Raw genomic sequence first — 24,410 nt, forward strand, 5'->3', positions numbered from 1 at the left:
GGAGAATCGGCCGTTCGGCCAATAGTCCGCGCCATGCGGCACGCGCTACCATGCCGCTCGGAATCGTTCGCTCGCGCCATGCGTGCCGCTTACCGCTCGCCACGCGACGCGCCCGATGCGAAATGCGACGCGCCGCGCGGCTGCGAGGCCACGGAAATACGATAGACTCGTCGCCAACTCGGACCTCCCGGTGCTTCGTCGCCCGTTCTTTCGCTCATCGATGCGCTATTCGACCGAAATCAGGAAATTCCTCTACAGCCAGTATTTCTACGGTGGCCTGAGGATCGCATTCGGCGTGTCGCTGCCCGCCGTGCTTTGTCTCATCGTATTTCACAACCGCGAACTCGGCTTCACGATCGCGACGGGCGCGCTCGGCGCCTGCGTGGTGGATATGCCGGGCCCGCTCAAGTACAAGCACAACGAGATGCTCGCGTGCAGCGTGATCGGCTTTTTCTCCGCGCTCGCCACCGGGCTCGCGACGCCGCACATCTTCGCGCTTTGGCTTACGATCGTACCGCTCACGTTCGTGCTGTCGCTCATCGTCGTCTACGGCAACCGCTGGCCGCAGATCAGCTTCGCGACGCTGTTCATGATGGTGATGACGCTCGAAGAAACGCTCACGCCGAAGCAAGCACTCATCAACGCTTCATGGATTCTCGCGGGCGGCCTCTGGTATACGTACTGGGCCACGCTCGTATCGCGCCTGCAGGCACGCCGCATCGAACAGCAGGCGCTTGCCGAGAGCCTTTTCGCGTGCGCGTCATACCTGCTCGCACGCGCCGATTTCTACGATCTCGACGCCGATCTGGACGAGTGTTACCGCAATCTCATCGCCAAGCAGATCACGGCCGTCGAAACACAGGAAACCGCGCGCGACATCGTGCTGCGCAACTTGCCGAAGCTGCGGCGCGGCAAGCTCGATCCGGGCCGCACGATGATGTTCAACCTGTTCATCAACAGCGTCGATCTGCATGAGCTGTTCGTCGGCGCGCACACCGATTACCCGCTCGTGCGCAATACGTTCGGCGGCTCGGACCTGATGATCTTCTACCGCGACCTGATCCGCAAGGCGGCGGCCGATCTCGAGGAAGTCGGCCTAGCGGTGCTGGAAAACCGCATGCCGCACGCGCGGGTCAGCGTGAAGGCGGAGCTGCGCGCGATCGAATACGAGATCGAGCTGATGCGCAAGAAACAGTTCGCGACGACGAACGCCGAAGCCTACGCAGCCGTACTCACGACGTTCCGCCGGATCTGGAGCGCGACGCGCCTGATCGACAAGATGCGCCGCAATCTGTCGGGCAGCGTCGACGCCCAGCAAACCGAGCTGAAGATCGACAAGACGTTGTCGCGCTTCCTGCAGCGGCGCCGGATGTCGCCGCTTCTCATCTTTTCGAACCTGAACATGGGTTCGCCGAGCTTTCGCCACGCGCTGCGGGTGACGGTCGCGGTCGCGGTCGGCTTCTGGCTCGGGCGCCTGCTGCCGCTCACCAATGCCTACTGGATCGTGATGACGAGCATCATCATCCTGAAGCCCGGCTACTCGCTGACCAAACAGCGCAACGCGCAGCGGATCGTCGGCACGCTGATCGGTTGCGCGGCGAGCCTCGCGCTCATCTATACGGTGCACGAACCGCATGTGCTGATCGCGATCATGTTCGCGTCGATGGTGATGAGCTACAGCCTGCTCCTCTTCAACTACGCGGCGAGCGTGGTGTTCACGTCGTCATATGTGCTGCTGATGTTCCACCTGCTCGCGCCCGGCAACATGCGCATCATCGGCGAGCGCGCGATCGACACGGTGGTCGGCTGCATGATCGCGATCGCCGCCAGCCGGCTGTTCCCTTACTGGGAATACCGCGCGATCGGCAAGCTCGTCGCCGATATGCTGGAAACCACCCGCCAGTATTTCGAAGCAACCTGGCGCGCAAGCCGCGGCCAAGCCGCGCCGAGCGTGCCCGCGGCAGACGGCGCGGCGGCGGTGCCCGCGGTCGCGGCCGCCGTCGAAACCGCGCCCGGCGCGATCGACGACGACTATCCGTATCGGCTCGCGCGCAAGAACATGCACATCGCCTTCGCGAACCTGGGCCAGGCGTTCCAGCGGATGATGATCGAGCCGAAAGCGCATCAAAAGTTCGTGCCAGAGCTAAACGACCTGCTGGTGCAAACCCATGTGCTCGGTGCGCAAATCACGGCCGCCGCGCCGCTGCTGCGGCACGCCGCGCGCGCGCAGCGCGGTGACCCGCCCGCGCTCGAGCGCGGCCTCGCCGCCGTGCGCGACAATCTCGAACAAGCCGAGGCCCGCACGCCGCCGCCCGCGGACCATGCGGAAGCGGCCAAACAATTGACACGCGAGCTTGATTCGATGGTCGTCGATGCCGAGCGCTCGGACCCCGGCGCCGATCTCACGCACGATCTGAAAGTGCTTGCGCATCAATGCAAGCAGATGCTCGCGTCGTCGCTGCTGATCCGCAAGGACGCAAGCGCGATCCGTCTGCCGGAATGAGCGGCGCGTTCGCGCGCGCTCAGCCGCCCGTGCGGGCCGACGCCGCACTCGCCGGCGCGGCCTGCGATGGGTGCGCTTCGTCGTATTCGTGCTTCTGCGAAATCGCGTTATAAAGAATCGTGCCGATCACGAGCGCCACCATCACGACGATCAGAATCGCCACCCCGAATACCGGATTCTTCTTGCGTGGATCGTTCATCGCGTGCGGCACTCCGTTGAGAAAACGTCAAAGCGGGCATTCTACGCGCAACCGCGCCGGCGCCGCACGCAGGCCGTCATCCGCAACCGCCGCTGCGCACGGGCAGCGCGGTCGAATATTTGATCTGCTCCATCGCGAACGACGAGCTGACGTCGAAAAGCGGCATCGCGCGAATGAGCTGCTTGTAGACGCGATCGTAATCGTCGATGCCCGTCACGACGACGCGCAGCAAATAGTCGATCTCGCCGCTCATCCGGTAAACCTCGACGATCTCCGGCATGTCTCGCACGAGCTGCGTGAAACGCGTCGCCCACTCCTCGGTGTGCTGGTTGGTGCGCACCGACACGAATACCGTCGTGCCGACGCCGAGCTTGCGCGGATCGCATAGCGCGACCTGCGCACGGATCGCCCCGGTTTCCTTCAGCTTTTGAATGCGCTTCCAACAAGGCGTCTGCGACAGGTTCACCCGCTGCGCCAGCTCCGCGATCGGCAGCGTCGCGTCGGCCTGCAACAGTTCGAGCAACTTCAGATCGATCTCGTCCATTTCCGCGACTCTTTGCAAATAGAAAATTATTCTATTCTCGAATGATGGCAGGGAACAATATGGAATCCATTTCTTCGCCACTGCGCGTATAACTACAACGGCAAAGCCGACCCGCGCGCCGCGCGGGCAAAACAATATTCCAGCCCGATGAGTTACGCCGATCTGCTGTCACCCACATCGAATCGCCCCGCCCCGTCGCGGGAGTCGGCCGCGCCTGCGCGATCGTCCGAACCATTGCGAGAACCCGCAACGGCCGCCGCGCCCAGTCCGCTCGCACGCCTGTGCGCACGAATCGACGCGGCATTCGACTCGCTCGCGCATGAGGCCGTCCCCTCCCACCATCCGGCATTCGCGCAGGCAGTGCGCGACGCGCTCGCCGAAGCCGCCGCCGCGCATGGGTTGCTCGTGCCCGCGCAGCGGGAAAGCAGCGCCGATCACTATCGACGCCATCTGCTCGCCGCCGATCCGCTCGGGCGCTATGCGGTGGTATCGCTGGTCTGGCGGCCTGGCCAATGGAGCCCGATACACGGCCATCGGACCTGGTGCGGCTACGCCGTGCTCGAAGGCGAGCTGACCGAAAACGTCTACCACTGGGACGGCGTCACCGGCCACGCGAAAAACGCGCGAAGCCGTGCGCGAGCGCAGGGCTCGACATCGTATGTCCGAGCCGGCCTCACCGGCATTCACCGGCTCGGACATGGCGGCAGCGCAACCGATACGCCCGCGATCTCGCTGCACGTGTACGGCGTGCGCGGCGAAGACGTGGCCACCCATGTCAACCACATCGTCGCGGCAGCCGATGCGCTTGATTGACGCCGCGCGTGCTCACGCGCATCCCGCACGCCCATGACGATCGCGGCGCACGGGCATCCCGGGGCCGCGATCGGCCAACAAGGAGATGACGTAAAAGCCGGCGGCGGCCGACGAGAATTCCGCGCATTCCGCGCTTAGACGCCCCGCCGCTGCCGGCGGCGATCAATACGCGGCGGTCGCGGCTTGGCGAATGAAGCGGTTCTGTTCGAGTTCGTCGACGAACGCGACCGCATAATCTTCGGCTGAGATCGTGCTGTTGCCTTGGGCGTCAGTGATCAACTTGCCCGCGCCCGTGCGGAACCGGCCGGTACGCTCGCCCGGCTGGATCAGCGCGGCGGGCGAAAAGAAGGTCCAGTCCAGATCCTGCACGGTCGTCAGATAATTGAATGCATCGCGATGCGCAAGCGCGACGGCCTTGTACGCTTCGGGAAACCCCTCGCTGTCCACGAGTTGCTTGCCCGGCGCGACTTCGAGCGTCCCCGCGCCGCCCACGACGACGACGCGCTTGACGCCCGCGCTGCGCGCGCCGTCGACCAGCGCCTTCGCCGCACTCACGATCTTCTCCGCATCCTCTTGCTTCGGGCCATATGCGCTCGCCACGACGTCGTGCCCCGCAAGCGCCGCTGCGACGCTCGCCGGATCGAACAGATCGGCGGCCTTGGTACTGGCGTGCTGCTCGTCGGCAGCGGGCCGGCGCGACAGCGCCGTCACCTGATGTCCACGGCGGGCGGCCTCGGCGGCAATCCGCGAGCCGATCATGCCAGTCGCGCCGAACAGCGCAATTTTCAAGGTACGTTGAGTCATGATGTTTCTCCTGGTAAATGAATATGTAACTTTTTTGATTACATATTCGATCGAAAAAAACGGGATTGTCGATCCCTGTCATAGCCGTCCATCGCGGCGCGGCAATGCAGCCGCCGCCCTTTCAACCGCAGCCCGAGCGCCGTGCGTGCCCCGCGCCGGATGCCTCCGAGCGCAACACGTCGCCCGCCACATCCGCCAGCGTGCGTGTTGCGAGCGATGCTTCCATCGCCCGCTGCGCGTCGTCGATGTAATGAGTCAACAACTCCTGGATGTGCCGGCCGACAAGACAAGCCGGATTCGGCATTTCCCGATGCAGCGCGAAAAGCCGCGCTTCGTCGACCGCGCGATAGATGTCGAGCAGCGTGATTGCCGACGGCTCGCGCGCCAACAACGCGCCGCCGCCCGCACCCAGTTGCGACGTCGTCAGCCCAGCCGCGGCGAGCATCGACAGCAACCGGCGGATCAACGCCGGATTCGTGTTCACGCTGCCCGCGATCATGTCCGACGACAGCGGCACGCCCTCTTGCAACGACAGCAAAGCAAGCACATGAACGGCAAATGCAAACCGGCTGCTCGTATTCATGATTCACCCGCGACAAAAGGCCGCCGAGCTTAAGCCCGGCTATAAGTAACCATCATAGTTACATATAGCCGGGATGGCAAGCGGAATTTTATTTGCCCGCCTGTGCACCGCTCGCGGCAGGCGCCTGCGTAGCGGTCTGGCTCAATTGCTGAAGCACGCGGTTGGTTGCCGCAAGGCCCGTGCTGGCCGCAACCGCGGCCTGCCCGATCGCCGCGGATGCCGCGCTCTGCAACTGCGCCTGCACGGCAGCCGATACGGCACTCGCGCTGACGGGCGGCACGGCCGACGCGGCCGATGCAACCCCTTGTTTCGCCGCGTCGATCTGCTGATTGACGAGGCTCGCCACCTGATCGAGCTGCTTCGTCGCCTGCGCGGCCGCCTGTGCCGCGACGCTCGCGGCCGTCTGGGCCGCCGCGCTTGCGGCAGCCTGCGTCACGGCGCTCGTGGCGGCCTGCGCGGCGCTCGCCGCGGCCTGAGCCGCGCTTGCCGCCGCCTGAGCCGCATCGTGCGCGGCAGCGTCTGCCGGTGCGGCCGGCGGTGCGCTGACTTGCTCAGGCTTCTTACAGCCGGCGAGCGCGAGCATCGCGGCCGCCGCGAGTGCGGCAACATGGGCAGGAGCTTGCGCGGCGCGACGGCGAATACCTTGACGGCCACGGTCGGAAGAAACAACAGCGCGGGAAGTGTCGATCTCGGTCATGATGGTGAAGGACTCAATAACGCAGCTTTCGTATCCGAAAGATTGATGATACGACGGCCCACCATGCGCCTCGCCACTTCTGTTTCTTTTTTACAATTCTCCCGCCGCCCGCCATACGCGTTCATACGAACCGGCACGCAATATCAGCGATCCCAAAATATGAGACGCGCATCCAACCGCTGAGAAACAAAAAAAAGCGCCACGGGAACCGTGGCGCTAAAAAAGTTCTAGCCATTCCGAGGGCCGTGCTAGAACCTGAGAGACTGCATCGAACATCGTTCCCGATTAAACTACGAAACGGCGTTTCGAAATTAGAGACATTCTTTCCTTTTCCGTCGCACAAGTCAAGCGAAAAATGCAAGCGCGCATCCAATTTCAAACAGTGCGCCACCTCACACTTCCTAGAAAACTCAATGGGAAGCCGCAATATATTGCATGAAATGAAAGATCTCTCGCATTATGCGCATTCATTGATATTTGTCCGATAATTAATCAAAATCCGAAATGAAGTTTCGAAAAACTGAGAGAACCTTGTGACCGCACGTTCTAACGCCCAGTCGGTGCCCCGCGAACGGGAATCGACGTCCGACGAAATCACCGCCCTTGCACGCGGACTGGCGGTGTTGCGTCATGTCGCCGCCGCCGATGCGCCCGCCAGCAATCGTGAACTGGCAGAATTGACAGGCATCCCGAAACCGACGGTTTCACGCATCACCGCCACGCTCGTCAACACGGGGTTCCTTTACCAACTGCCCGACAGCGAGCGCTTCGTATTGACCGCTGCCGTGCTCGAACTCAGCAACGGCTTTCTGCGCAACTTCGACATCCGCGCACGCTCGCGGCCCTTCCTCGTCGAGCTTGCCGAGAAGACCTCGCTGTCGGTCCATCTGGCGGTGCGAGACCGACTCGACATGGTGGCGATCGACGTCGTGCGCCCGCGTTCGGCCGTACTCGTCACGCGGCTCGAAGCCGGCTCGCGGATGGACATCGCGCGCACCGCCGTCGGCCGCGCGTATCTGGCCACGCTCGACGCCGATGCGCGCCGCGAACTGCTCGGCGCACTGCAGGCCGCCGCGGGCGACGAGTGGCCGCACGTCGTCGCGCGCCTGAACCCGGCGCTCGAACTCATCGCGCATGACGGCTATGCAATCGCGATCGGCGAGTGGCGCGAGGAGTTGAATGCGATCGCGGCCGGCTTCGTCGCGCCGACTGGCGAGCGCTACGCGGTCAATTGCGGGGGTGCCGCGCATCAATGTTCAGCCGACTACCTGCGCTCGGTCGCCGCGCCGGCGCTGCGCGAATGCATCGAAAAAATCGTCCGGGAGACCGGCGGCGCATCCTGGCCGAACCCGCCGAGTTGACCGTGCGCCGCGCACGCGCATCGCGCGCATGGCGCACGCGCCCGTGAAGAGGTGCGCGGCACGCCCTCCCTCCACCCGCGTCACAATCTTTCACTTCCATCCTTTTCCTGCGCGGCCGGCGGCAGCGCAGGATACCGCGCGCCGCGCGCGCCATCAGCGATTGCCGCCTGCCTGCGGGTTTATCTGTAACGACCGTAATTCCGCGAAAGATAGCGCGCTAGACTGTAACCATTGTGGGACGTAGCATCATGCATCGCTGCAGTGGCCGCCGCGTCGCGCGTCGCTTCTTTGCCGCTCTTTTCTTGCACGACGCACGCCGACGCGTCGAGTCGACCGAGAACGCGGCCCATCCGCTCTTGCCGTATACGCCGCCGACACCCAGATCGAACCGATGGACAACCAACAAAAGCCCACGCCCCCCTCTCCGCCGCCGGCACCCGCCACGCGCCGCTCACGCCGCAAGCTGATCGCGCTCGGCGCGCTCGCCGTCGCGCTCGGCGGCCTGCTGTGGTGGCATCCGTGGAAAAGCGGCAACAGCAACAACGGCGGCGGCACGGCCGCCGGCCAGGCGGGCGGCGGGCGGCGGCACGGCGGGCCGGCCGCGTTCGCCAACCAGCCGCAGCCGGTGCAGGTGGCAAGCGCCACGCGCGGCGAGATGCCGATCGTCATCAACGCGCTCGGCACCGTCACGCCGCTCGCGAACGTGACGGTCAGAACGCAGCTCTCCGGCTATCTGCAATCGGTCGCATTCCAGGAAGGGCAGATCGTCAAGAAAGGCGACGTGCTCGCGCAGGTCGATCCGCGCCCATACCAAGTCTCGCTCGCCAACGCGCAGGGCGCGCTCGCGCGCGACGAGGCGCTGCTCGCGAACGCGCGCCTCGATCTGCAGCGCTACCAGACGCTGTTCGCGCAGGATTCGATCTCCAAGCAGCAGGCCGACACGCAGGCGTCGCTCGTCAAGCAATACGAGGGCACCGTGCAGATCGACCGCGCGGCGATCGACTCCGCCAAGCTCAACCTGACCTACGCGCGCATCACCGCGCCCGTGTCGGGCCGCGTGGGCTTGAGGCAAGTCGATCCGGGCAATTACGTGACGCCGTCGGATACGAACGGCATCGTCGTCCTCACGCAGCTCCAGCCGATCAGCGTGATCTTCACGACCTCGGAAGACAATCTGCCCGCGATCCTCAAGCAGGTGAACGCCGGCAACAAGCTGTCGGTCACCGCGTACAACCGCAACAACACCACGCCGCTCGAAACCGGCAAGCTGGAGACGCTCGACAATCAGATCGACACGACGACCGGCACCGTGAAGCTGCGCGCGACGTTCGAAAACAAGACCGGCCTGCTGTTTCCGAATCAGTTCGTCAATACGCGGCTGCTCGTCGACACGATCCGCGACGCGACGATCGTGCCGACGTCCGCCGTGCTGACGGGCTCGATCGGTCAATTCGTCTACGTCGTGAAGCCGGACAACACGGTCACCGTGCGCAAGGTGAAACCGGGGCCCGTCGACGGCGAGCGCACGAGCATCGCCGAAGGGCTCGCGCCCGGCGAGCGGGTCGTCACCGACGGCTCGGACCGGCTGCGCGAAGGCGCGAAGATCTCGATTCCGGCCGAACAGCCGAAGCAGGCGCCGGGCGCGCGCGGCGCGGCTTCCGCATCGGCGGCATCCGGCGCGCATGCCGGGCGCCGGCGGCATGACGCATCGCAGGCTCAACCGCAATGACGCGCGCTGACCGATGAATCCGTCCCGCGTCTTCATTCTTCGCCCGGTCGGCACCGCGCTCCTGATGGCGGCGATCCTGCTAGCCGGCCTGATCGCGCTGCGCTTTCTGCCGCTCGCCGCGCTGCCGGAGGTCGACTATCCGACGATCCAGGTCCGCACCTTGTACCCCGGCGCGAGCCCGGAGGTGATGACGTCGTCCGTCACCGCGCCGCTCGAGCGGCAGTTCGGGCAGATGCCGTCGCTCAATCAGATGTCGTCGCAAAGCTCGGCGGGCGCGTCGGTGATCACGCTGCAGTTCAGCCTCGATCTGCCGCTCGATGTCGCCGAGCAGGAAGTGCAGGCGGCGATCAACGCCGCGGGCAACCTGCTGCCGTCCGACCTGCCCGCGCCGCCGATCTATGCGAAGGTCAATCCGGCCGACGCGCCGGTGCTCACGCTCGCGGTCACGTCGAAGACGCTGCCGCTCACGCAAGTCCAGGATCTCGCCGACACGCGCCTCGCGATGAAGATCTCGCAGATCGGCGGCGTCGGCCTCGTGAGCCTGTCCGGCGGCAACCGCCCGGCGGTGCGCATCCAGGCGAACCCGCTCGCGCTCGCGTCTTACGGGATGAATCTCGACGACCTGCGCACGACGATCTCCAACCTGAACGTCAATACGCCGAAGGGCAACTTCGACGGCCCGACGCGCGCATACACGATCAACGCGAACGACCAGTTGACGAGCGCCGATCAATACAACGACGCGGTGGTCGCCTACAAGGGCGGCCGCCCGGTGATGCTGACCGACGTCGCGAAGATCGTCGCCGGTTCGGAGAACACCAAGCTCGGCGCCTGGGTGAACTCGGAACCCGCGATCATTCTGAACGTGCAGCGCCAGCCGGGCGCGAACGTGATCCAGACGGTCGACGGCATCAAGGCGATCCTGCCGAAGCTGCAGGAAACGCTGCCCGCCGCGCTCGACGTGCAGATCGTCACCGATCGCACGACGATGATCCGCGCCGCCGTGCGCGACGTGCAGTTCGAACTCGCGCTCGCGGTCGCGCTCGTCGTGCTGGTGATGTATCTGTTTCTCGCGAACCTCTACGCGACGATCATCCCGAGCCTGTCGGTGCCGCTGTCGCTGATCGGCACGCTCGCGGTGATGTATTTGTCGGGCTTCTCGCTGAACAACCTGTCGCTGATGGCGCTGACGATCGCCACCGGCTTCGTCGTCGACGACGCGATCGTGATGATCGAGAACATCGCGCGCTACGTCGAGGAAGGCGACACGGCGCTCGAAGCGGCGCTCAAGGGCTCCAGGCAGATCGGCTTCACGATCATCTCGCTGACGGTATCGCTGATCGCCGTGCTGATCCCGCTGCTGTTCATGGGCGACGTGGTCGGGCGGCTGTTCCACGAATTCGCGATCACGCTCGCGGTGACGATCGTGATCTCGGCGATCGTATCGCTCACGCTCGTACCGATGATGTGCGCGAAGCTCCTGCGCCACACGCCGCCGCCCGAGAGCCACCGCTTCGAGGCGAAGGTGCACGCGCTGATCGACCGCGTGATCGCGCGCTACGGCGTCGCGCTCGAATGGGTGCTGAACCGGCGGCGCTCGACGCTCGTCGTCGCGCTCCTGACGCTCGCGCTCACCGCGCTGCTGTATGTGCTGATCCCGAAGGGCTTCTTCCCGACCCAGGACACGGGGGCGATTCAAGCGATCACGCAGGCGCCGCAATCGGTGTCGTACCTGGCGATGGCCGAGCGGCAGCAGGCGCTCGCCGCCGAGATCCTGAAGAATCCGGATGTCGAAAGCCTGACGTCGTTCATCGGCGTCGACGGCTCGAATATCACGCTCAACAGCGGCCGGATGCTGATCAACCTGAAGCCGCGCGACGCGCGCAGCGCATCGGCGAGCGCGATCATCCGCACGCTGCAGCAGCAGGTCGACGACGTTGCCGGCATCTCGCTCTACATGCAGCCGGTGCAGGATCTGACGATCGACTCGACGGTCAGCCCGACGCAATATCAGTTCATGCTGACGAGCCCGAACCCGGACGAATTCGCGACGTGGGTGCCGAAGCTCGTCGAGCGGCTGAAAAAGGAGCCGTCGCTTGCCGACGTCGCGACCGATCTGCAGAACGACGGCAAATCCGTCTACATCGAGATCGATCGCGCCACCGCCGCGCGCTTCGGGATCACGCCCGCGACCGTCGACAACGCGCTGTACGACGCCTACGGCCAGCGGATCGTATCGACGATCTTCACGCAATCGAACCAATACCGCGTGATTCTCGAAACCGAACCGCAAATGCAGCACTACACCGACGCGCTGAACAACATCTACCTGCCGTCGGCGGGCGGCGGCCAGGTGCCGCTGGCGACGATCGCGACATTCCACGAACGGCCCGCGCCGTTGCTCGTCTCGCATCTGTCGCAATTCCCGGCGACGACGATCTCGTTCAATCTCGCGCCGGGCGCGTCGCTCGGCGAAGCGGTCAACGCGATCCAGGCGGCCGAGCGCGAAGTCGGGTTGCCCGCGTCGTTCCAGACGCGCTTCCAGGGCGCGGCGCTCGCGTTCCAGGCATCGCTGTCGAACCAGCTGTTCCTGATCCTCGCGGCGATCGTCACGATGTACATCGTGCTCGGCGTGCTGTACGAGAGCTACATCCATCCGATCACGATCCTGTCGACGCTGCCGTCGGCCGGCGTCGGCGCGCTCGTCGCGCTGATGATCACCGGACACGACCTCGACATCATCGGCATCATCGGCATCGTGCTGCTGATCGGCATCGTGAAGAAGAACGCGATCATGATGATCGACTTCGCGCTCGAGGCCGAGCGCGTCGAGGGCAAGCCGCCGCGCGAGGCGATCTACCAGGCGTGTCTGCTGCGCTTTCGCCCGATCCTGATGACCACGCTCGCCGCGCTGCTCGGCGCCGTGCCGCTCGTGCTCGGCACGGGCTCGGGCTCCGAGCTGCGCCAGCCGCTCGGCATCGCGATCGCGGGCGGGCTGATCGTCTCGCAGGTGCTCACGCTGTTCACGACGCCCGTGATCTATCTCGGTTTCGACTCGCTCGCACGCCGCGTGCGCGGCTTGTTCGAGCGCAGCAGGCCGGCTGCCGCGAATCCGGACGCGTAAATGAATCTGTCGCGCCCTTTCATCACCCGCCCCGTCGCGACCACGCTGCTCGCGCTCGGCATCGCGCTCGCGGGCCTGTTCGCGTTCATGAAGCTGCCGGTGTCGCCGCTGCCGCAAGTCGATTTCCCGACGATCATGGTGCAGGCGTCGCTGCCGGGCGCGAGCCCCGAGACCGTCGCGACCAGCGTGACGAGCCCGCTCGAGCGGCATCTGGGCTCGATCGCGGACGTCGCCGAAATGACGTCGATGAGTTCGGTGGGCAACGCGCGGATCGTGTTGCAATTCAACCTGAACCGTGACATCGACGGCGCCGCGCGCGACGTGCAGGCGGCGATCAACGCCGCGCGCGCCGATCTGCCGACGAGCCTCAAGAGCAATCCGACCTACCGCAAGGTCAACCCGGCCGACTCGCCGATCATGGTCGTCGCGCTGACGTCGAAAACCGCGTCGCCCGCGAAGCTGTACGACGCCGCGTCGACGGTGCTGCAGCAATCGCTGTCGCAGGTCGACGGCGTCGGCCAGGTCAGCGTGAGCGGCTCGGCGAACCCGGCCGTGCGCGTGGAGCTCGAGCCGCAGGCGTTGTTCCATTACGGCATCGGCCTCGAGGACGTGCGTGCGGCGCTCGCGTCGGCCAACGCGAACAGCCCGAAAGGCGCGATCGAGTTCGGGCCGACGCACTATCAGCTCTACACGAACGACCAGGCGTCGCAGGCGTCGCAATACCGCGATCTCGTGATCGCCTATCGCAACCGTGCCGCGGTGAGCCTTTCCGACGTGTCGAGCGTCGTCGATTCGGTCGAGGATCTGCGCAACCTCGGCCTGGCCGACGGCAACCGTGCGGTGCTCGTGATCCTGTACCGGTCGCCCGGCGCGAACATCATCGAGACGATCGATCGCGTGAAGGCCGCGCTGCCGCAACTGACGGCGTCGCTGCCCGCCGACGTCACGGTCACGCCGATACTCGACCGCTCCGGCACGATCCGCGCGTCGCTGACCGACACCGAGCACACGCTGCTCATCGCGGTCAGCCTGGTCGTGATGGTCGTGTTCCTGTTCCTGCGCAACTGGCGCGCGACGCTGATTCCGAGCGTCGCGGTGCCGATCTCGATCGTCGGCACGTTCGGTGCGATGTATCTGCTCGGCTTCTCGCTGAACAACCTGTCGTTGATGGCGCTGATCGTCGCGACGGGCTTCGTCGTCGACGATGCGATCGTCGTGCTCGAGAACATCTCGCGCCACATCGAGAACGGCAAGCCGCGCTTGCAGGCGGCGTTCGAGGGCGCGCGCGAGGTCGGCTTCACCGTGCTGTCGATCAGCCTGTCGCTCGTCGCGGTGTTTCTGCCGATTTTGCTAATGGGCGGCATCGTCGGGCGCCTGTTTCGCGAGTTCGCGCTCACGCTGTCGCTCGCGATCGGCGTGTCGCTCGTCGTATCGCTGACGCTCACGCCGATGATGTGCGCGCGCCTGCTGCCCGAAGCCCACGATCCGCGCGACGAGGGCCGCCTGGCGCGCTGGCTGGAGCGCGGTTTCGGGCGGATGCAGCGCGGCTACGAGCGTTCGTTGTCGTGGGCGCTGCGCCATCCGCGCACGATCCTGCTCACGCTCGCCGCAACCATCGCGCTCAACCTGTATCTGTACGTCGTCGTGCCGAAGGGCTTTTTCCCGCAGCAGGACACGGGGCTCATGATCGGCGGCATCCAGGCCGACCAGACCACGTCGTTCCAGGCGATGAAGCTCAAGTTCTCGGAGATGATGCGCATCGTCGGCGAGAATCCGAACGTCGCGCATATCGCGGGCTTCACCGGCGGCGCGCAGACCAACTCGGGCTTCATGTTCGTCGCGCTGAAAAGCAAGCCCGAGCGCAAGCTGTCCGCCGATCAGGTGATCCAGCAGTTGCGGCCCAAGCTCGCGGCCGTCGCGGGCGCGACCACCTTCCTGCAAGCAGCTCAGGATATCCGGATGGGCGGCCGGCAGAGCAATGCGCAATATCAGTTCACGCTGCTCGGCGATTCGACGCCCGAGTTGTACAAATGGGGGCCGCTGCTGACCGAAGCGCTGAAAAAGCGCCCCGAACTCACCGACGTGAATTCCGATCAACAGCAAGGCGGCCTCGAGGCGATGGTGACGATCGACCGCGCCACCGCCGCGCGCCTGGGCATCAAGCCCGCGCAAATCGACAACACGCTGTACGACGCGTTCGGCCAGCGCCAGGTATCGACGATCTACAACGCGCTGAACCAATATCACGTCATCATGGAAGTCGCGCCGCGCTACTGGCAGGACCCGGAGATGCTCAAGCAGGTGTACATCAGCACGTCGGGCGGCAGCGCGAGCGGCTCGCAGACGACCAACGCGGCGGCGGGCACCTATGTCGCGACGTCCGCGGGCACGTCGGCGGCCGGCACGAGCGCGACGAGCGCCGCCGCGATCGCCTCCGATTCCGCGCGCAACCAGGCGCTCAACTCGATCGCATCGAGCGGCAAGTCGAGCGCATCGGCGGGGGCGGCCGTGTCGACGTCGAAATCGCCGATGATCCCGCTGTCGGCGATCGCGAGCTTCGGCCCGAGCACGACGCCGCTGTCGGTCAATCATCAGGGCCTTTTCGTCGCGACGACGATTTCGTTCAACCTGCCGCCGGGCGTGTCGCTGTCGAGCGCAACCCAGGCGATCTACCAGACGATGGCCGAAATCGGCGTGCCGCCGACGATCACCGGCAGCTTCCAGGGCACCGCGCAGGCGTTCCAGCAATCGACGCGCGACCAACCGATCCTGATCCTCGCCGCGCTCGCCGCCGTCTACATCGTGCTCGGCATTCTGTACGAGAGCTACATCCATCCGGTCACGATTCTGTCGACACTGCCGTCCGCGGGCGTCGGCGCGCTGCTCGGCCTGCTGCTCTTCAAGACCGAGTTCAGCATCATCGCGCTGATCGGCGTGATTCTGCTGATCGGGATCGTGAAAAAGAACGCGATCATGATGGTCGACTTTGCAATCGATGCGTCCCGGCAAGGCAAATCGTCATTCGATGCAATTCACGAAGCCTGCGTGCTGCGTTTTCGCCCGATCATGATGACGACGATGGCAGCGCTGCTCGGCGCGCTGCCGCTCGCATTCGGCCGCGGCGACGGCGCGGAGCTGCGCGCGCCGCTCGGCATCGCGATCGCGGGCGGGCTCATCGTATCGCAGATGCTGACGCTCTATACGACGCCGATCGTCTACTTGTATATGGACCGTCTGCGCGTGCGCTGGGAAAACCGCCGGCGCGCCACGCGAGCGGCTGGCGCCGCGGGCGCGGGCGAATGATCGAGCGGGCTCGCCGCCGCAGGCGGGTCCGCTTCCGCGCTTCCGCGCTTCCGATTTCGCTGCCAATTTCCGTGCGACAACACCCGCATCCGGTCGCCCGGCACACCGCAGGTTTCGTGCCACTGCCGCCCCGTTTCGCCTCCTCGCCGATCCGGCCTGAATTCGGCCTAAACTTATCCAACAGCCAGCGGTCCTATCACAAAAGGCACGCTCGGCCTGGCGCAATGCGAGGAGTGGTTTCATGTCGAAGGTACTACTGATTGGCGCGTCCGGCCGCACGGGCCACGCACTTGCGGACCTGCTGCTCAAGCAGCGGGATTTCGAGGTCACAGCGCTCGTGCGCCGGCCGGATTACACGTTGCCGGGGGCAACGGTGATCGTCGCCGATCTGACGGCCGACTTCTCGTTCGCCTTCGACGGCATCACCTATGCGATCTACGCGGCGGGTTCGGCCGAATCCGAAGGCGAAGCCGAGGAGCAGCAGATCGACCGCGACGCCGTCGCGCGCGCCGCCGCCTATGCGAAGGCGTACAACGTCCAGAAGCTCGTCGTGATCAGTTCGCTGTCCGCGTACTGGCCGGAGCGCAGCCCCAGCATGCTGCGCCACTATTCGCAGATGAAGCGCGAGGGCGACGAGCGCGTGATCGCCTCCGGCGTCGATTACGTGATCCTGCGGCCCGGCCCGCTGTCGGACGATCCGGGCGTCGGCACGATCGCGCTCACCGAGGAGCGGGTCGACGACGCGCCGCCCGTCGCGCGGCAGGACGTCGCGTGGGCCGCGATCGAAGCGATCAAGCGCGACATCTCGAAAAAGACGATCGGTTTCGTCGGCGGCGGCGTGCCGATCGAGCAAGCGTTGCGCGCGTAATCCACGACAACTGCGCGACGACAACCGCGCCCCGCGCCGGCGCAGGCTTGCATGCGCGAGCCTGGTCGGCGCATCCGCGTGCGGCGCGACGCGTGGCCCGCCCCGCCGCACGGCGCGATCACGGCTGCTTATGCGACGCCGCCCAGGCCTTCACCGCGTTCAGCGTATTCTCGACGTGCTTGTCCGGCGACAGGCTCGTGTATTCGTAGATCACCTTCCCTTCGGGCGAAATCACGTAGGACACGCGGTTCGCCTTGTCGATCGCCGGCAGTTTCGCGTCGTAGGCGCGAATGATCTTCGCATCGGGGTCCGCCGCGACCGGAAATTTGCTGCGACACTCGCTGACCGAGAATTTCGTCAGCGTGCCGATATCGTCGGCCGACACGCCGATCACCGTTGCGCCATATTGCTTGTAAGCATCCACCGCATCGGCGAACGCATGCGCCTCGATGGTGCAACCCTTCGTGAAGGCAGCCGGATAGAAATACAACACCACCGGCCCCTGCTTCAACTCGCTCGCGAGCGAATACGTATACGTCTTGCCGCCGAGCGACGCCTGAGTGCTGAAGTCCGGCGCGGTGTCGCCGATCTTCAGGACCGCGTGCGCCATGGCCGCATGCAGCGCGAAGAGCGCCGCCGCGACGCTCGGAATCCATTTTCGTTTCATCCCAGTCCTCGTTGTTGATAGGGTCTTCCGAATCCGGCCCGCTTTAACCGGCAACATGCACCGAGCTTCATATTTCAAGCGCATGCTATCGATGAAACATTCCAGGCCAAATCCCCCTCATCGCTAAAGAATCGACACAATACGCCGTTATTACGTCCGGACGATACCGGTTCCAGCCTCTATACGCCAGCGATATACATGGAAGCCTTCAGGAACAATGCGCCCCGCAAGGGCTCATGGCGCGCCGCGCTTCGCACGCTGCGCCGCTTCGCGTGGTCGGGCGGCGCGCTGATGCCCGCGCGCGCCGGCACGCCACGCGCCGACGATACCGTGCAGAGCTGGTTGGAGCAAACCGTCGGCGCGGTCGATTTCCTCGCCCATGTCGATCGCGACCTGCGCTTTCTCTACGTGTCGGACGCGAGCCTGCGCTTCATCGGCTACCACCGCGATTACCTGCATACGCTGACGCTGCGCGACCTGATCCACGACGAGGATACCGCGGCGCTCGACGCGTTGCTTGCGCGCGCGTCGGAAACCGGCAACGTCGAAAAAACCACGCTCTGTCTCGTCAAGTCGCTCACCTATCCGCTCGACGTCGAGGTGCGCGCGGTGAGAAGCCGCCACCATGGCGTCGACGGCTTCGCGATCGCGGCCTTCGACGTTTCATCGTGGCGCGCGATCGAGGCGCGGCTCACCTACGAGTTGCACCACGATCCGATGACGGGCCTCGATAATCTGTCCGCCCTGCTGCCCGAGCTGATGCGCGCGCAACAGGCGGCCGACGACGGCAACGGCTGCACGGCGCTGCTGCTGCTCGATCTCGACGACTATCAGCGAATCAACCGCGCGCTCGGCTACGATGCAGGCGACGCGCTGCTGCGCGACACCGCGCAGCGGCTGCAGCGGCTCGCAACGCAGGGCGAGCGGCTGGCGCGCGTGGCAAGCGACAAGTTCGCGATCATGCTGACCGCGGCGACGCGCGCCGCCGCGATCGATGCGGCGCAGGCGTTCGCGCGCCGGCTGCAAACGGCGATCCAGCAGCCGTATTCATACGAAGGCCAGTCCGTGCATCTGTCCGCGAGCGTCGGCATCGCGCTGTATCCAGACATCCGCGCGACGCCGTGGCACACGCAGCATCACAGTCCGCTGCTGCGCCGGGCGGATCGCGCGCTTGCCCAGGCAAAGACCGCGGGCGGCAACGCGCTCGCCTTCCACCAGCCGACCGACGATCCGGCCGACGCCGAACGCCTCAAGCTCGAAGCCGATCTGTACAACGGCGTGCGCAACGGCGAATTCTCGCTGCACTTCCAGCCGATCACCAAAAGCAGCACGGGCGCCGTCGTCGGCGTCGAGGCGCTGATCCGCTGGCAACATCCGACGCACGGGCTCGTCGCGCCCGCGACGTTCATTCCGCTCGCCGAATCGATCGGCCTCATCAACTATCTCGGCAACTGGGTGCTCAAAGCCGCGTGCATGCAGCTCGTCGCGTGGGACCGGCAAGGCATCGCGCTGCAATACGTGGCCGTCAATGTCTCGCCGCAGCAGTTCCGCGATCCGCGCTTCACGCAAAGCGTGCGGGATGCGATCAAGTTGACGGGCATCGATCCGCGCAGAATCGTGCTCGAGATCACCGAGAGCCTGCTGATGCGCGATCCGCAGCACGCGAAATCGCTGCTCGAGGAAGTGACCGAGCTTGGCATCCGCTTCGCGGTCGACGATTTCGGCACCGGCTACTCGAGCCTCGCCTATCTGCAGCGCTTTCCGCTTGCGAAGCTGAAGATCGATCGCAGCTTCGTCGAAAACCTGTTGACGTCGAGAAATGATCGGGCGATCGTGTCGGCGGTCGTCGGCCTCGCGCAGACACTCGAACTCGAACTCGTCGCCGAGGGCGTCGAGACCGAAGCACAGCGCGCGCTGCTGACCGAGATGGGTTGCAACCACATCCAGGGCTGGCTCGTGTGCCGGGCGCTGCCGTCCGATGAGCTGGCCATGCGCTTCGAAGCGCAGCAGTTGCATTTGCACGAGGCCGCATGACGCACGAAGACGGCCTTTTCAATCATTGATTCGTATGCCCATCACCGCACAATTATCAAGGACGGCGCTGCTCGATAAGCTCTGGGCCCGGATGAACGAGCGCGGCGATTTTCCGCTGCTGTCGGACGCGGTGCGCGCGACGATGGCGGCGATGAAGCACGACGATCTCGACATCACGGCGCTCGTGCGCGTCGTGCTGTCCGATTTCGCGCTGACGCAGAAAGTGCTGCGGCTCGCCAACTCGGCAATGTATATGGCGTTCGGCGGCAACATCACCACGGTCACGCGCGCGCTGATGGTACTGGGGATGGATGCGGTCGGCCATCTCGTCGTCGGGCTCAAGCTGGTCGACCACTTCCATCACAGCGCGCCGCGCCGCATCGCCGCGAAGCTCGAACTGAACCGCGCGCTGCTGTCGGGCTGCATCGCGCGCAAGCTCACCGCGCACGTGGATTTACGCAAGGGCGAGGAAGCAGTCGTCTGCACGCTGATGCGGCAAGTCGGCAAACTGCTCGTCGTCTGCTATCTCGACGCCGAATGGGACGCGATCCGCCGTATTGCCGAATTGGACGACGGGAACGACGAAGACGGCGAAGCCGCATGCCGAACGGTGCTCGGCGTCGGCTTCGCCGAGATCGGTCTCGAAGCCGCGAGTCGCTGGCGGCTGCCCGAATTGACTCGCTGCGGAATGATGCCGTATCGCCCGGACGACGACGCGCCGCGCGACGTCCAGTGGCTGCGCGCAGTCAGTCATTACTCGACCGACGTGGCCGCCGTGCTCACGTCGGCGAGCGCGCGCGAACGCGACGCACGGCTCGCCTCGCTCGCGCAGCGCTTTCAAGGCGTGCTCGGCGCCGATCCCGCAAGGCTCGTCGAGATCGCCGCGTCGGTATCGCGCGAAGAGACGAGCGACACGGTGATGCGCGAAATCGTCGAATTGCGCGCAAGCGCCGACAAAATGGCGCGCGGCGCGTCGAATCCGCGCGCGTGCCTCGAAGCGGGGCTCGCGGACTTGCGCGCATTGCCGTCCGAGCATGTGCTTGGCCCGGTGCTCGCACTCGCGTCCGAAAGCGTGCTTGCGGGACTCGCGTTCACCCGCGTCGTGATGTTCGTGCGGCGCGATGACGGCGTGTTCGCCGCGCGGCTCGGATTCGGGCCCGATGTCGATGCGATGCTCGACATGCTGCGTTTTGACGAGGCCTTCGAGCCAGACGTGTTCCATCTCGCGATCAGCAACTCGGTCGGCATTTTCATCGAAAACGTGCGCGATCCGAAAATGGCGAAACGGCTGCCCACGTGGTACCGCGCGGCCTTCGACGACGCGCTCGCATTCGTGCTGCTGCCTGTCGCCGCCTGCGGAACCACGGCAGCACTGCTATATGGCGATTGGTCGCACGGGCAACCGGCGCGCAAAATCACGTCAGTGGAAATGAGCGAACTCAACGCGCTCGCGAAAGAACTCGGGCGCTTCTTCCACCGCGCACCGGCCGACGACGCCTGATGCGCGCAACGTGCAGCGCCCCCGCTAATTCCGTCGTGCGGAATCGATAGCAGAACAAAGTCGAAGCCAGCCGTTGACCAGCGCGACGCACGCAAAGCATGATGGCGGCGAATTTGCGATGCGGCCGCCGGCAAGCCGTGCGGAAGCCTCGCTGCGCAGCCTTGCACAACGGACCAGCCAGATGACTTCGCCCCTTCGATCCCGCCCGCGGGCCTCCCGCGCGCCTCAGGACGGCTTGCGCCGCTCGCTGCTGAAGGCAGCAGGCGCGACGGCCGCGTTCGCCTCGCCGCTGCTGGGCGGCTTTGCCGCACTGTCCGCAAGCGGCGGCGCGCTTGCGCAAAGCAGCGCTCAAACGCCCGCCACGCTTAGGATCGGCTATCAAAAATACGGCAACCTCGTATTGATGAAAGCACGCGGCTCGCTCGAAAAGCGGTTCACCGCGCAACGCGTTGCCGTTCAGTGGATCGAATTCCCCGGCGGTCCGCAGTTGCTCGAAGGCTTGAATGCAGGAGCAATCGACTTCGGCACCGTCGGCGAGACGCCGCCGGTCTTCGCGCTCGCGGGCGGCGTCGATTTCGTCTATGTCGGCAGCGAGCCGCCCGCGCCGAAAGGCGAAGCGATCGTCGTGCCGCACGATTCGCCGATCCGCACGATCGCCGATTTGCGCGGCAAGAAGATCGCGCTCAACAAGGGCTCCAACGTTCACTATCTGCTCGTCAACGCGCTGCAGCGGGCGCGGATCGATTACCGGGATATCTCGCCAGTCTATCTCGCCCCCGCCGATGCGCGCGCCGCATTCGTCCAGCGCAGCGTCGACGCATGGGTGATCTGGGACCCGTATCTCGCCGCAATCGAGCGGCAGGCGAACGTGCGCACGCTCGCCAACGGCGAAGGGCTCGTGAACAATGCGCAGTACTACGTCGCGAGCCGCAAGTTCGCCGACGCCGCACCGCAACTCGTGCAGGCGCTGCTCGCCGAAATCGGCACGCTCGACAGTTGGGCGCGCACGCATATCCCGGCTGCGGCGGTGCAGCTCTCACCGCTCGTCGGACTCGACACCGCGACGCTCGAACTCGCGCTGAACCGCGCCAGCTACGGCGTGCAGACAGTCGACAGCGCAGCGCTCGCGTACCAGCAGCAGATCGCCGACACGTTTTCGAGCCTCAAGCTGATTCCGCGCAAGATCGACGTTTCGTCCGCGCGCTGGCAGCACGCATAGCGCGCGGGAGCGGTACGCGGGCTTCCGCTTCCGTACGAAGCTCGCACCGCGAACGAGCGCGAACGAATGCCGCCGTCACCGACGCCGCCGCGCGCCGATCGGCAGCCGACCGCGCATCGGCGAACGCACGCCGCGTCCGGCTCAGCGGCGCGATGTCTTCAGCGCCGGCGGCTCGGTGTCGTCCCCGTCCAGCGCTTGAACGCCCGGCTGAAATTCGCACGATCGGTATAGCCGACACGCGCGGCAATCTCGTCGACGCTCAGTTGCGTGCCTTCGAGCAAACGCAGCGCATCGCGCAGGCGGATTTCGTCGAGCAGCGCCGAGTACGTCGTTCCGCAATCGCTCAACTTGCGCTTGAGCGTGCGCTCGGACAGATGCAGCTCGCGCGCGACCTGATCGAGCGACGGATAGCCGTCGCCACCGCAAATCAGCAAATTGCGCACGCGCTCGACGACGCTCTCGACATACCCGAGCCGCGCCAGTTCCTCTTCGCACTGTTGCACGATCATCTGTGCCGTTTGCGCGTTGGCCGTCAAGATCGGCTCGTCGAGCCGCGCCGCATCGAAGCGGATCTGATTGGCCGGCGCGTCGAAGTGGCAGCGCGGCAGCCGCTCGCGATAACGCTCGAAATAGGCAGGTTGCGGCCATTCGAAATGCAATTCGGTGCGCCCCATCGTCTCGTCACGAGAAGGCGTGAGCAACGAATTGAATAGAATCGCCGTCTCGACCATGAAATTCTCGACTCCGAACTGCCGCAGCCGGCCGAGCGGAAACGCCTCGAGCACATCGATCTGCACGGATTGTTCGAGCCGCGCGAGCCGCACCGAAAAAAAAGGCACGCGAGTCGGAAGATAGCGGATGCCGAGTTCGACCGCCTCGCCAAGCGTCGCGCAGCTCATCAAGCCGAAGCCGATCAATCCGGATTTCGTCAGGCTGCTGCGCAGGCCGATCTCGATCGCGATCGCCGGATCGTTGGTCGCCCCGAGCAGATTGAACACGATCGCAGCCTGCTGCAACGGCGTAATGCGCACGTTCGGCGATTCGAGCTGCGCGCGCGTGACCCCCGTGCCCGCGAGAATGTCCTCGCCGGCAATGCCGCGCTCCTCGGCCAGCATCAGCATAAAAAGCGGATAGGCGGATGAAACGGTGGCCTTGTTCAATTGCCTGGCGGGGTCCGGAACGGACGAAACCATGCTCGACTCCATGCAGTGATCGGGTCGATTATAGCCACAATGGCCCAAAATGACTCTTTCTTTGGCACACCCGCCCCTCCCGGCAGAAACGCAAGCGGCTCTAAGATGGTGCCATCGACAAACCAAGCGTCGATCATTCAGGGATACGGATCAAAACTTATGAACCAGACCAAGACGATGCGCTTCAAGAACGACGCGGAGAAAGTCGCGTATGTTCGCCGTGAGGTCAACGCGGCAAGCGACGCGTTGCGCGCGAAATACCCGCTGCTCGACAATCAGAACCTGATCGGTGCGAGCGTGATGGCGGTATGCGTCGCGATCGTGATCGGCTCAGCCTATCTGTATGCGCGCGGCGCGATCGCGTGGTACGTCGCGCTGATCGTCGCGACGCTTGCGACGTCGCTGATTCACGAACTCGAACACGATTTGATTCATCTGATGTACTTCAAGACCAAACCTTGGGCCTACCATTTGATGATGGCGCTTTGCTGGCTCACCCGCCCCGGCACGATCAATCCGTGGACGCGGCGCCGGATGCACCTGCATCATCACAAGGTATCGGGCGGCGAATCGGATCTCGAGGAGTACGGGATCACGAACGGCGAACGCTGGGGTCTGAAGCGGCTGATGATGATAGCCGACGGTATGCTCGCCGTCGCGTTTCGGCCGCTCGGCATGCGCAAAAAAGTATTGCAGTACGTTGCAGCGCAGCCCGGGCAGGGCCGTGGCGCGGGCGTGCAGTTGCGCATCGAGCAACTGATGTCGTACATGCCGATCGGCCACCTGTACTACGTGCTCTGGCACACGTTCATCGTCTACCACGTCGGTCTCTTCGCGCTGCATGCGCTCGGCTATCAACCGGACATTCCGGCAATCGTCGCGCAAACGATGCATGCCGTCGACTTTCTCACAGTCACGTGGCTCGGACCGAATTTCGTGCGCAGCTTCTGCATCAACTTCATCAGCTCGAACATGCATTACTACGGCGACATCGACGCGCGCAACGTCATCCAGCAAACGCAGGTGCTGAACCCTTGGTGGCTGATTCCGATGCAACTGTTCTGCTTCAACTTCGGCAGCACGCATGCAATTCACCACTTCGTCGTGCGTGATCCGTTCTACATTCGCCAGCTCACCGCGAAGCGCGCCCATGCGGCAATGCGCGCGGTCGGCGTGCGCTTCAACGATATCGGCACGTTCCGTCGCGCGAACCGCTGGAACGAAGTGCGCGCAGCGTAATCGTCGCCACGGCGTGCGTTGCCGACCTG

Annotated in this window: 18 protein-coding genes; 11 read left to right on the plus strand and 7 right to left on the minus strand. The window is 65.0% G+C overall.

What is annotated here, in order from left to right; translation table 11 throughout:
• Positions 1-220: 220 nt before the first annotated feature.
• The gene (locus AQ611_RS12695) at positions 221-2,503 is read left to right on the plus strand and encodes an FUSC family protein (protein WP_069234727.1); all 2,283 of its coding nucleotides are present in this window, start codon (positions 221-223) and stop codon (positions 2,501-2,503) included.
• 19 nt (positions 2,504-2,522) lie between these two features.
• On the opposite strand, the gene AQ611_RS12700 is transcribed toward AQ611_RS12695, so the two are convergent.
• Positions 2,523-2,702 carry a hypothetical protein gene (locus tag AQ611_RS12700; RefSeq protein ID WP_059514085.1) on the minus strand — a complete coding sequence of 60 codons (180 nt, stop codon included), beginning with the start codon at positions 2,700-2,702 and terminating at the stop codon, positions 2,523-2,525.
• 76 nt (positions 2,703-2,778) lie between these two features.
• Entirely contained in the window at positions 2,779-3,246 is a 468-nt protein-coding gene (locus AQ611_RS12705) for an Lrp/AsnC family transcriptional regulator (protein ID WP_059514088.1), read from the minus strand.
• Positions 3,247-3,393: 147 nt separating this feature from the next.
• Here AQ611_RS12705 and AQ611_RS12710 point away from each other — a divergent pair, with 147 nt between their 5' ends.
• Complete coding sequence (locus tag AQ611_RS12710; RefSeq protein ID WP_069234728.1) at positions 3,394-4,059, plus strand: cysteine dioxygenase family protein; 666 nt, start codon at positions 3,394-3,396, stop codon at positions 4,057-4,059.
• Positions 4,060-4,221: 162 nt separating this feature from the next.
• On the opposite strand, the gene AQ611_RS12715 is transcribed toward AQ611_RS12710, so the two are convergent.
• From AQ611_RS12715 to AQ611_RS12725, 3 genes are all read right to left on the minus strand, one after another.
• On the minus strand, positions 4,222-4,863 hold the full coding sequence (locus AQ611_RS12715; protein WP_069234729.1) for an NAD(P)-dependent oxidoreductase: 642 nt from the start codon (positions 4,861-4,863) through the stop codon (positions 4,222-4,224).
• A 121-nt stretch (positions 4,864-4,984) separates the two neighbouring features.
• Positions 4,985-5,446, minus strand: coding sequence for an Rrf2 family transcriptional regulator (locus AQ611_RS12720; RefSeq protein WP_059514098.1), 462 nt, complete (start codon positions 5,444-5,446; stop codon positions 4,985-4,987).
• Positions 5,447-5,534: 88 nt separating this feature from the next.
• Positions 5,535-5,882 carry a BCAL1086 family glycoprotein gene (locus AQ611_RS12725; RefSeq protein ID WP_482150594.1) on the minus strand — a complete coding sequence of 116 codons (348 nt, stop codon included), beginning with the start codon at positions 5,880-5,882 and terminating at the stop codon, positions 5,535-5,537.
• A gap of 794 nt (positions 5,883-6,676) precedes the next feature.
• Between AQ611_RS12725 and AQ611_RS12730 the strand changes: the two genes are divergently transcribed.
• The 5 genes from AQ611_RS12730 to AQ611_RS12750 all read left to right on the plus strand — a co-directional run bounded on the left by AQ611_RS12730 (position 6,677) and on the right by AQ611_RS12750 (position 16,528).
• Positions 6,677-7,504 carry an IclR family transcriptional regulator gene (locus AQ611_RS12730; protein ID WP_069234730.1) on the plus strand — a complete coding sequence of 276 codons (828 nt, stop codon included), beginning with the start codon at positions 6,677-6,679 and terminating at the stop codon, positions 7,502-7,504.
• A gap of 391 nt (positions 7,505-7,895) precedes the next feature.
• Positions 7,896-9,233: an MdtA/MuxA family multidrug efflux RND transporter periplasmic adaptor subunit gene (locus AQ611_RS12735; protein ID WP_069234731.1), complete on the plus strand. Its 1,338-nt coding sequence runs from the start codon at positions 7,896-7,898 to the stop codon at positions 9,231-9,233.
• A gap of 13 nt (positions 9,234-9,246) precedes the next feature.
• Positions 9,247-12,357 (plus strand): MdtB/MuxB family multidrug efflux RND transporter permease subunit, encoded by a 3,111-nt coding sequence (locus AQ611_RS12740; protein WP_069234732.1) that lies wholly within the window; start codon positions 9,247-9,249, stop codon positions 12,355-12,357.
• Positions 12,358-15,660, plus strand: a complete 3,303-nt coding sequence (locus AQ611_RS12745; protein ID WP_069234733.1) for an efflux RND transporter permease subunit — start codon at positions 12,358-12,360, stop codon at positions 15,658-15,660. It begins immediately after the preceding gene.
• A gap of 241 nt (positions 15,661-15,901) precedes the next feature.
• The gene (locus tag AQ611_RS12750) at positions 15,902-16,528 is read left to right on the plus strand and encodes an NAD(P)H-binding protein (RefSeq protein WP_069234734.1); all 627 of its coding nucleotides are present in this window, start codon (positions 15,902-15,904) and stop codon (positions 16,526-16,528) included.
• Between the two features lie 118 nt (positions 16,529-16,646).
• Here the strand turns inward: AQ611_RS12750 and AQ611_RS12755 are convergent, their stop codons facing one another.
• On the minus strand, positions 16,647-17,195 hold the full coding sequence (locus tag AQ611_RS12755) for a peroxiredoxin (protein ID WP_059514121.1): 549 nt from the start codon (positions 17,193-17,195) through the stop codon (positions 16,647-16,649).
• A gap of 291 nt (positions 17,196-17,486) precedes the next feature.
• Here AQ611_RS12755 and cdpA point away from each other — a divergent pair, with 291 nt between their 5' ends.
• The 3 genes from cdpA to AQ611_RS12770 all read left to right on the plus strand — a co-directional run bounded on the left by cdpA (position 17,487) and on the right by AQ611_RS12770 (position 21,949).
• Complete coding sequence (gene cdpA / locus AQ611_RS12760) at positions 17,487-19,229, plus strand: cyclic di-GMP phosphodiesterase CdpA (protein WP_082711752.1); 1,743 nt, start codon at positions 17,487-17,489, stop codon at positions 19,227-19,229.
• Positions 19,230-19,263: 34 nt separating this feature from the next.
• Positions 19,264-20,730, plus strand: coding sequence for an HDOD domain-containing protein (locus tag AQ611_RS12765; protein WP_059514127.1), 1,467 nt, complete (start codon positions 19,264-19,266; stop codon positions 20,728-20,730).
• A gap of 181 nt (positions 20,731-20,911) precedes the next feature.
• Positions 20,912-21,949 (plus strand): sulfonate ABC transporter substrate-binding protein, encoded by a 1,038-nt coding sequence (locus AQ611_RS12770; RefSeq protein ID WP_069235289.1) that lies wholly within the window; start codon positions 20,912-20,914, stop codon positions 21,947-21,949.
• A 158-nt stretch (positions 21,950-22,107) separates the two neighbouring features.
• On the opposite strand, the gene AQ611_RS12775 is transcribed toward AQ611_RS12770, so the two are convergent.
• Complete coding sequence (locus AQ611_RS12775; RefSeq protein ID WP_069235290.1) at positions 22,108-23,142, minus strand: AraC family transcriptional regulator; 1,035 nt, start codon at positions 23,140-23,142, stop codon at positions 22,108-22,110.
• A gap of 159 nt (positions 23,143-23,301) precedes the next feature.
• On the opposite strand from AQ611_RS12775, the gene AQ611_RS12780 reads away from it, so the two are divergent.
• The gene (locus tag AQ611_RS12780) at positions 23,302-24,381 is read left to right on the plus strand and encodes a fatty acid desaturase (RefSeq protein ID WP_069234735.1); all 1,080 of its coding nucleotides are present in this window, start codon (positions 23,302-23,304) and stop codon (positions 24,379-24,381) included.
• The last annotated feature ends 29 nt before the right edge of the window (positions 24,382-24,410 follow it).

The sequence above is a fragment of the Burkholderia singularis genome, assembly GCF_001718875.1.
Lineage (GTDB): Bacteria > Pseudomonadota > Gammaproteobacteria > Burkholderiales > Burkholderiaceae > Burkholderia > Burkholderia singularis.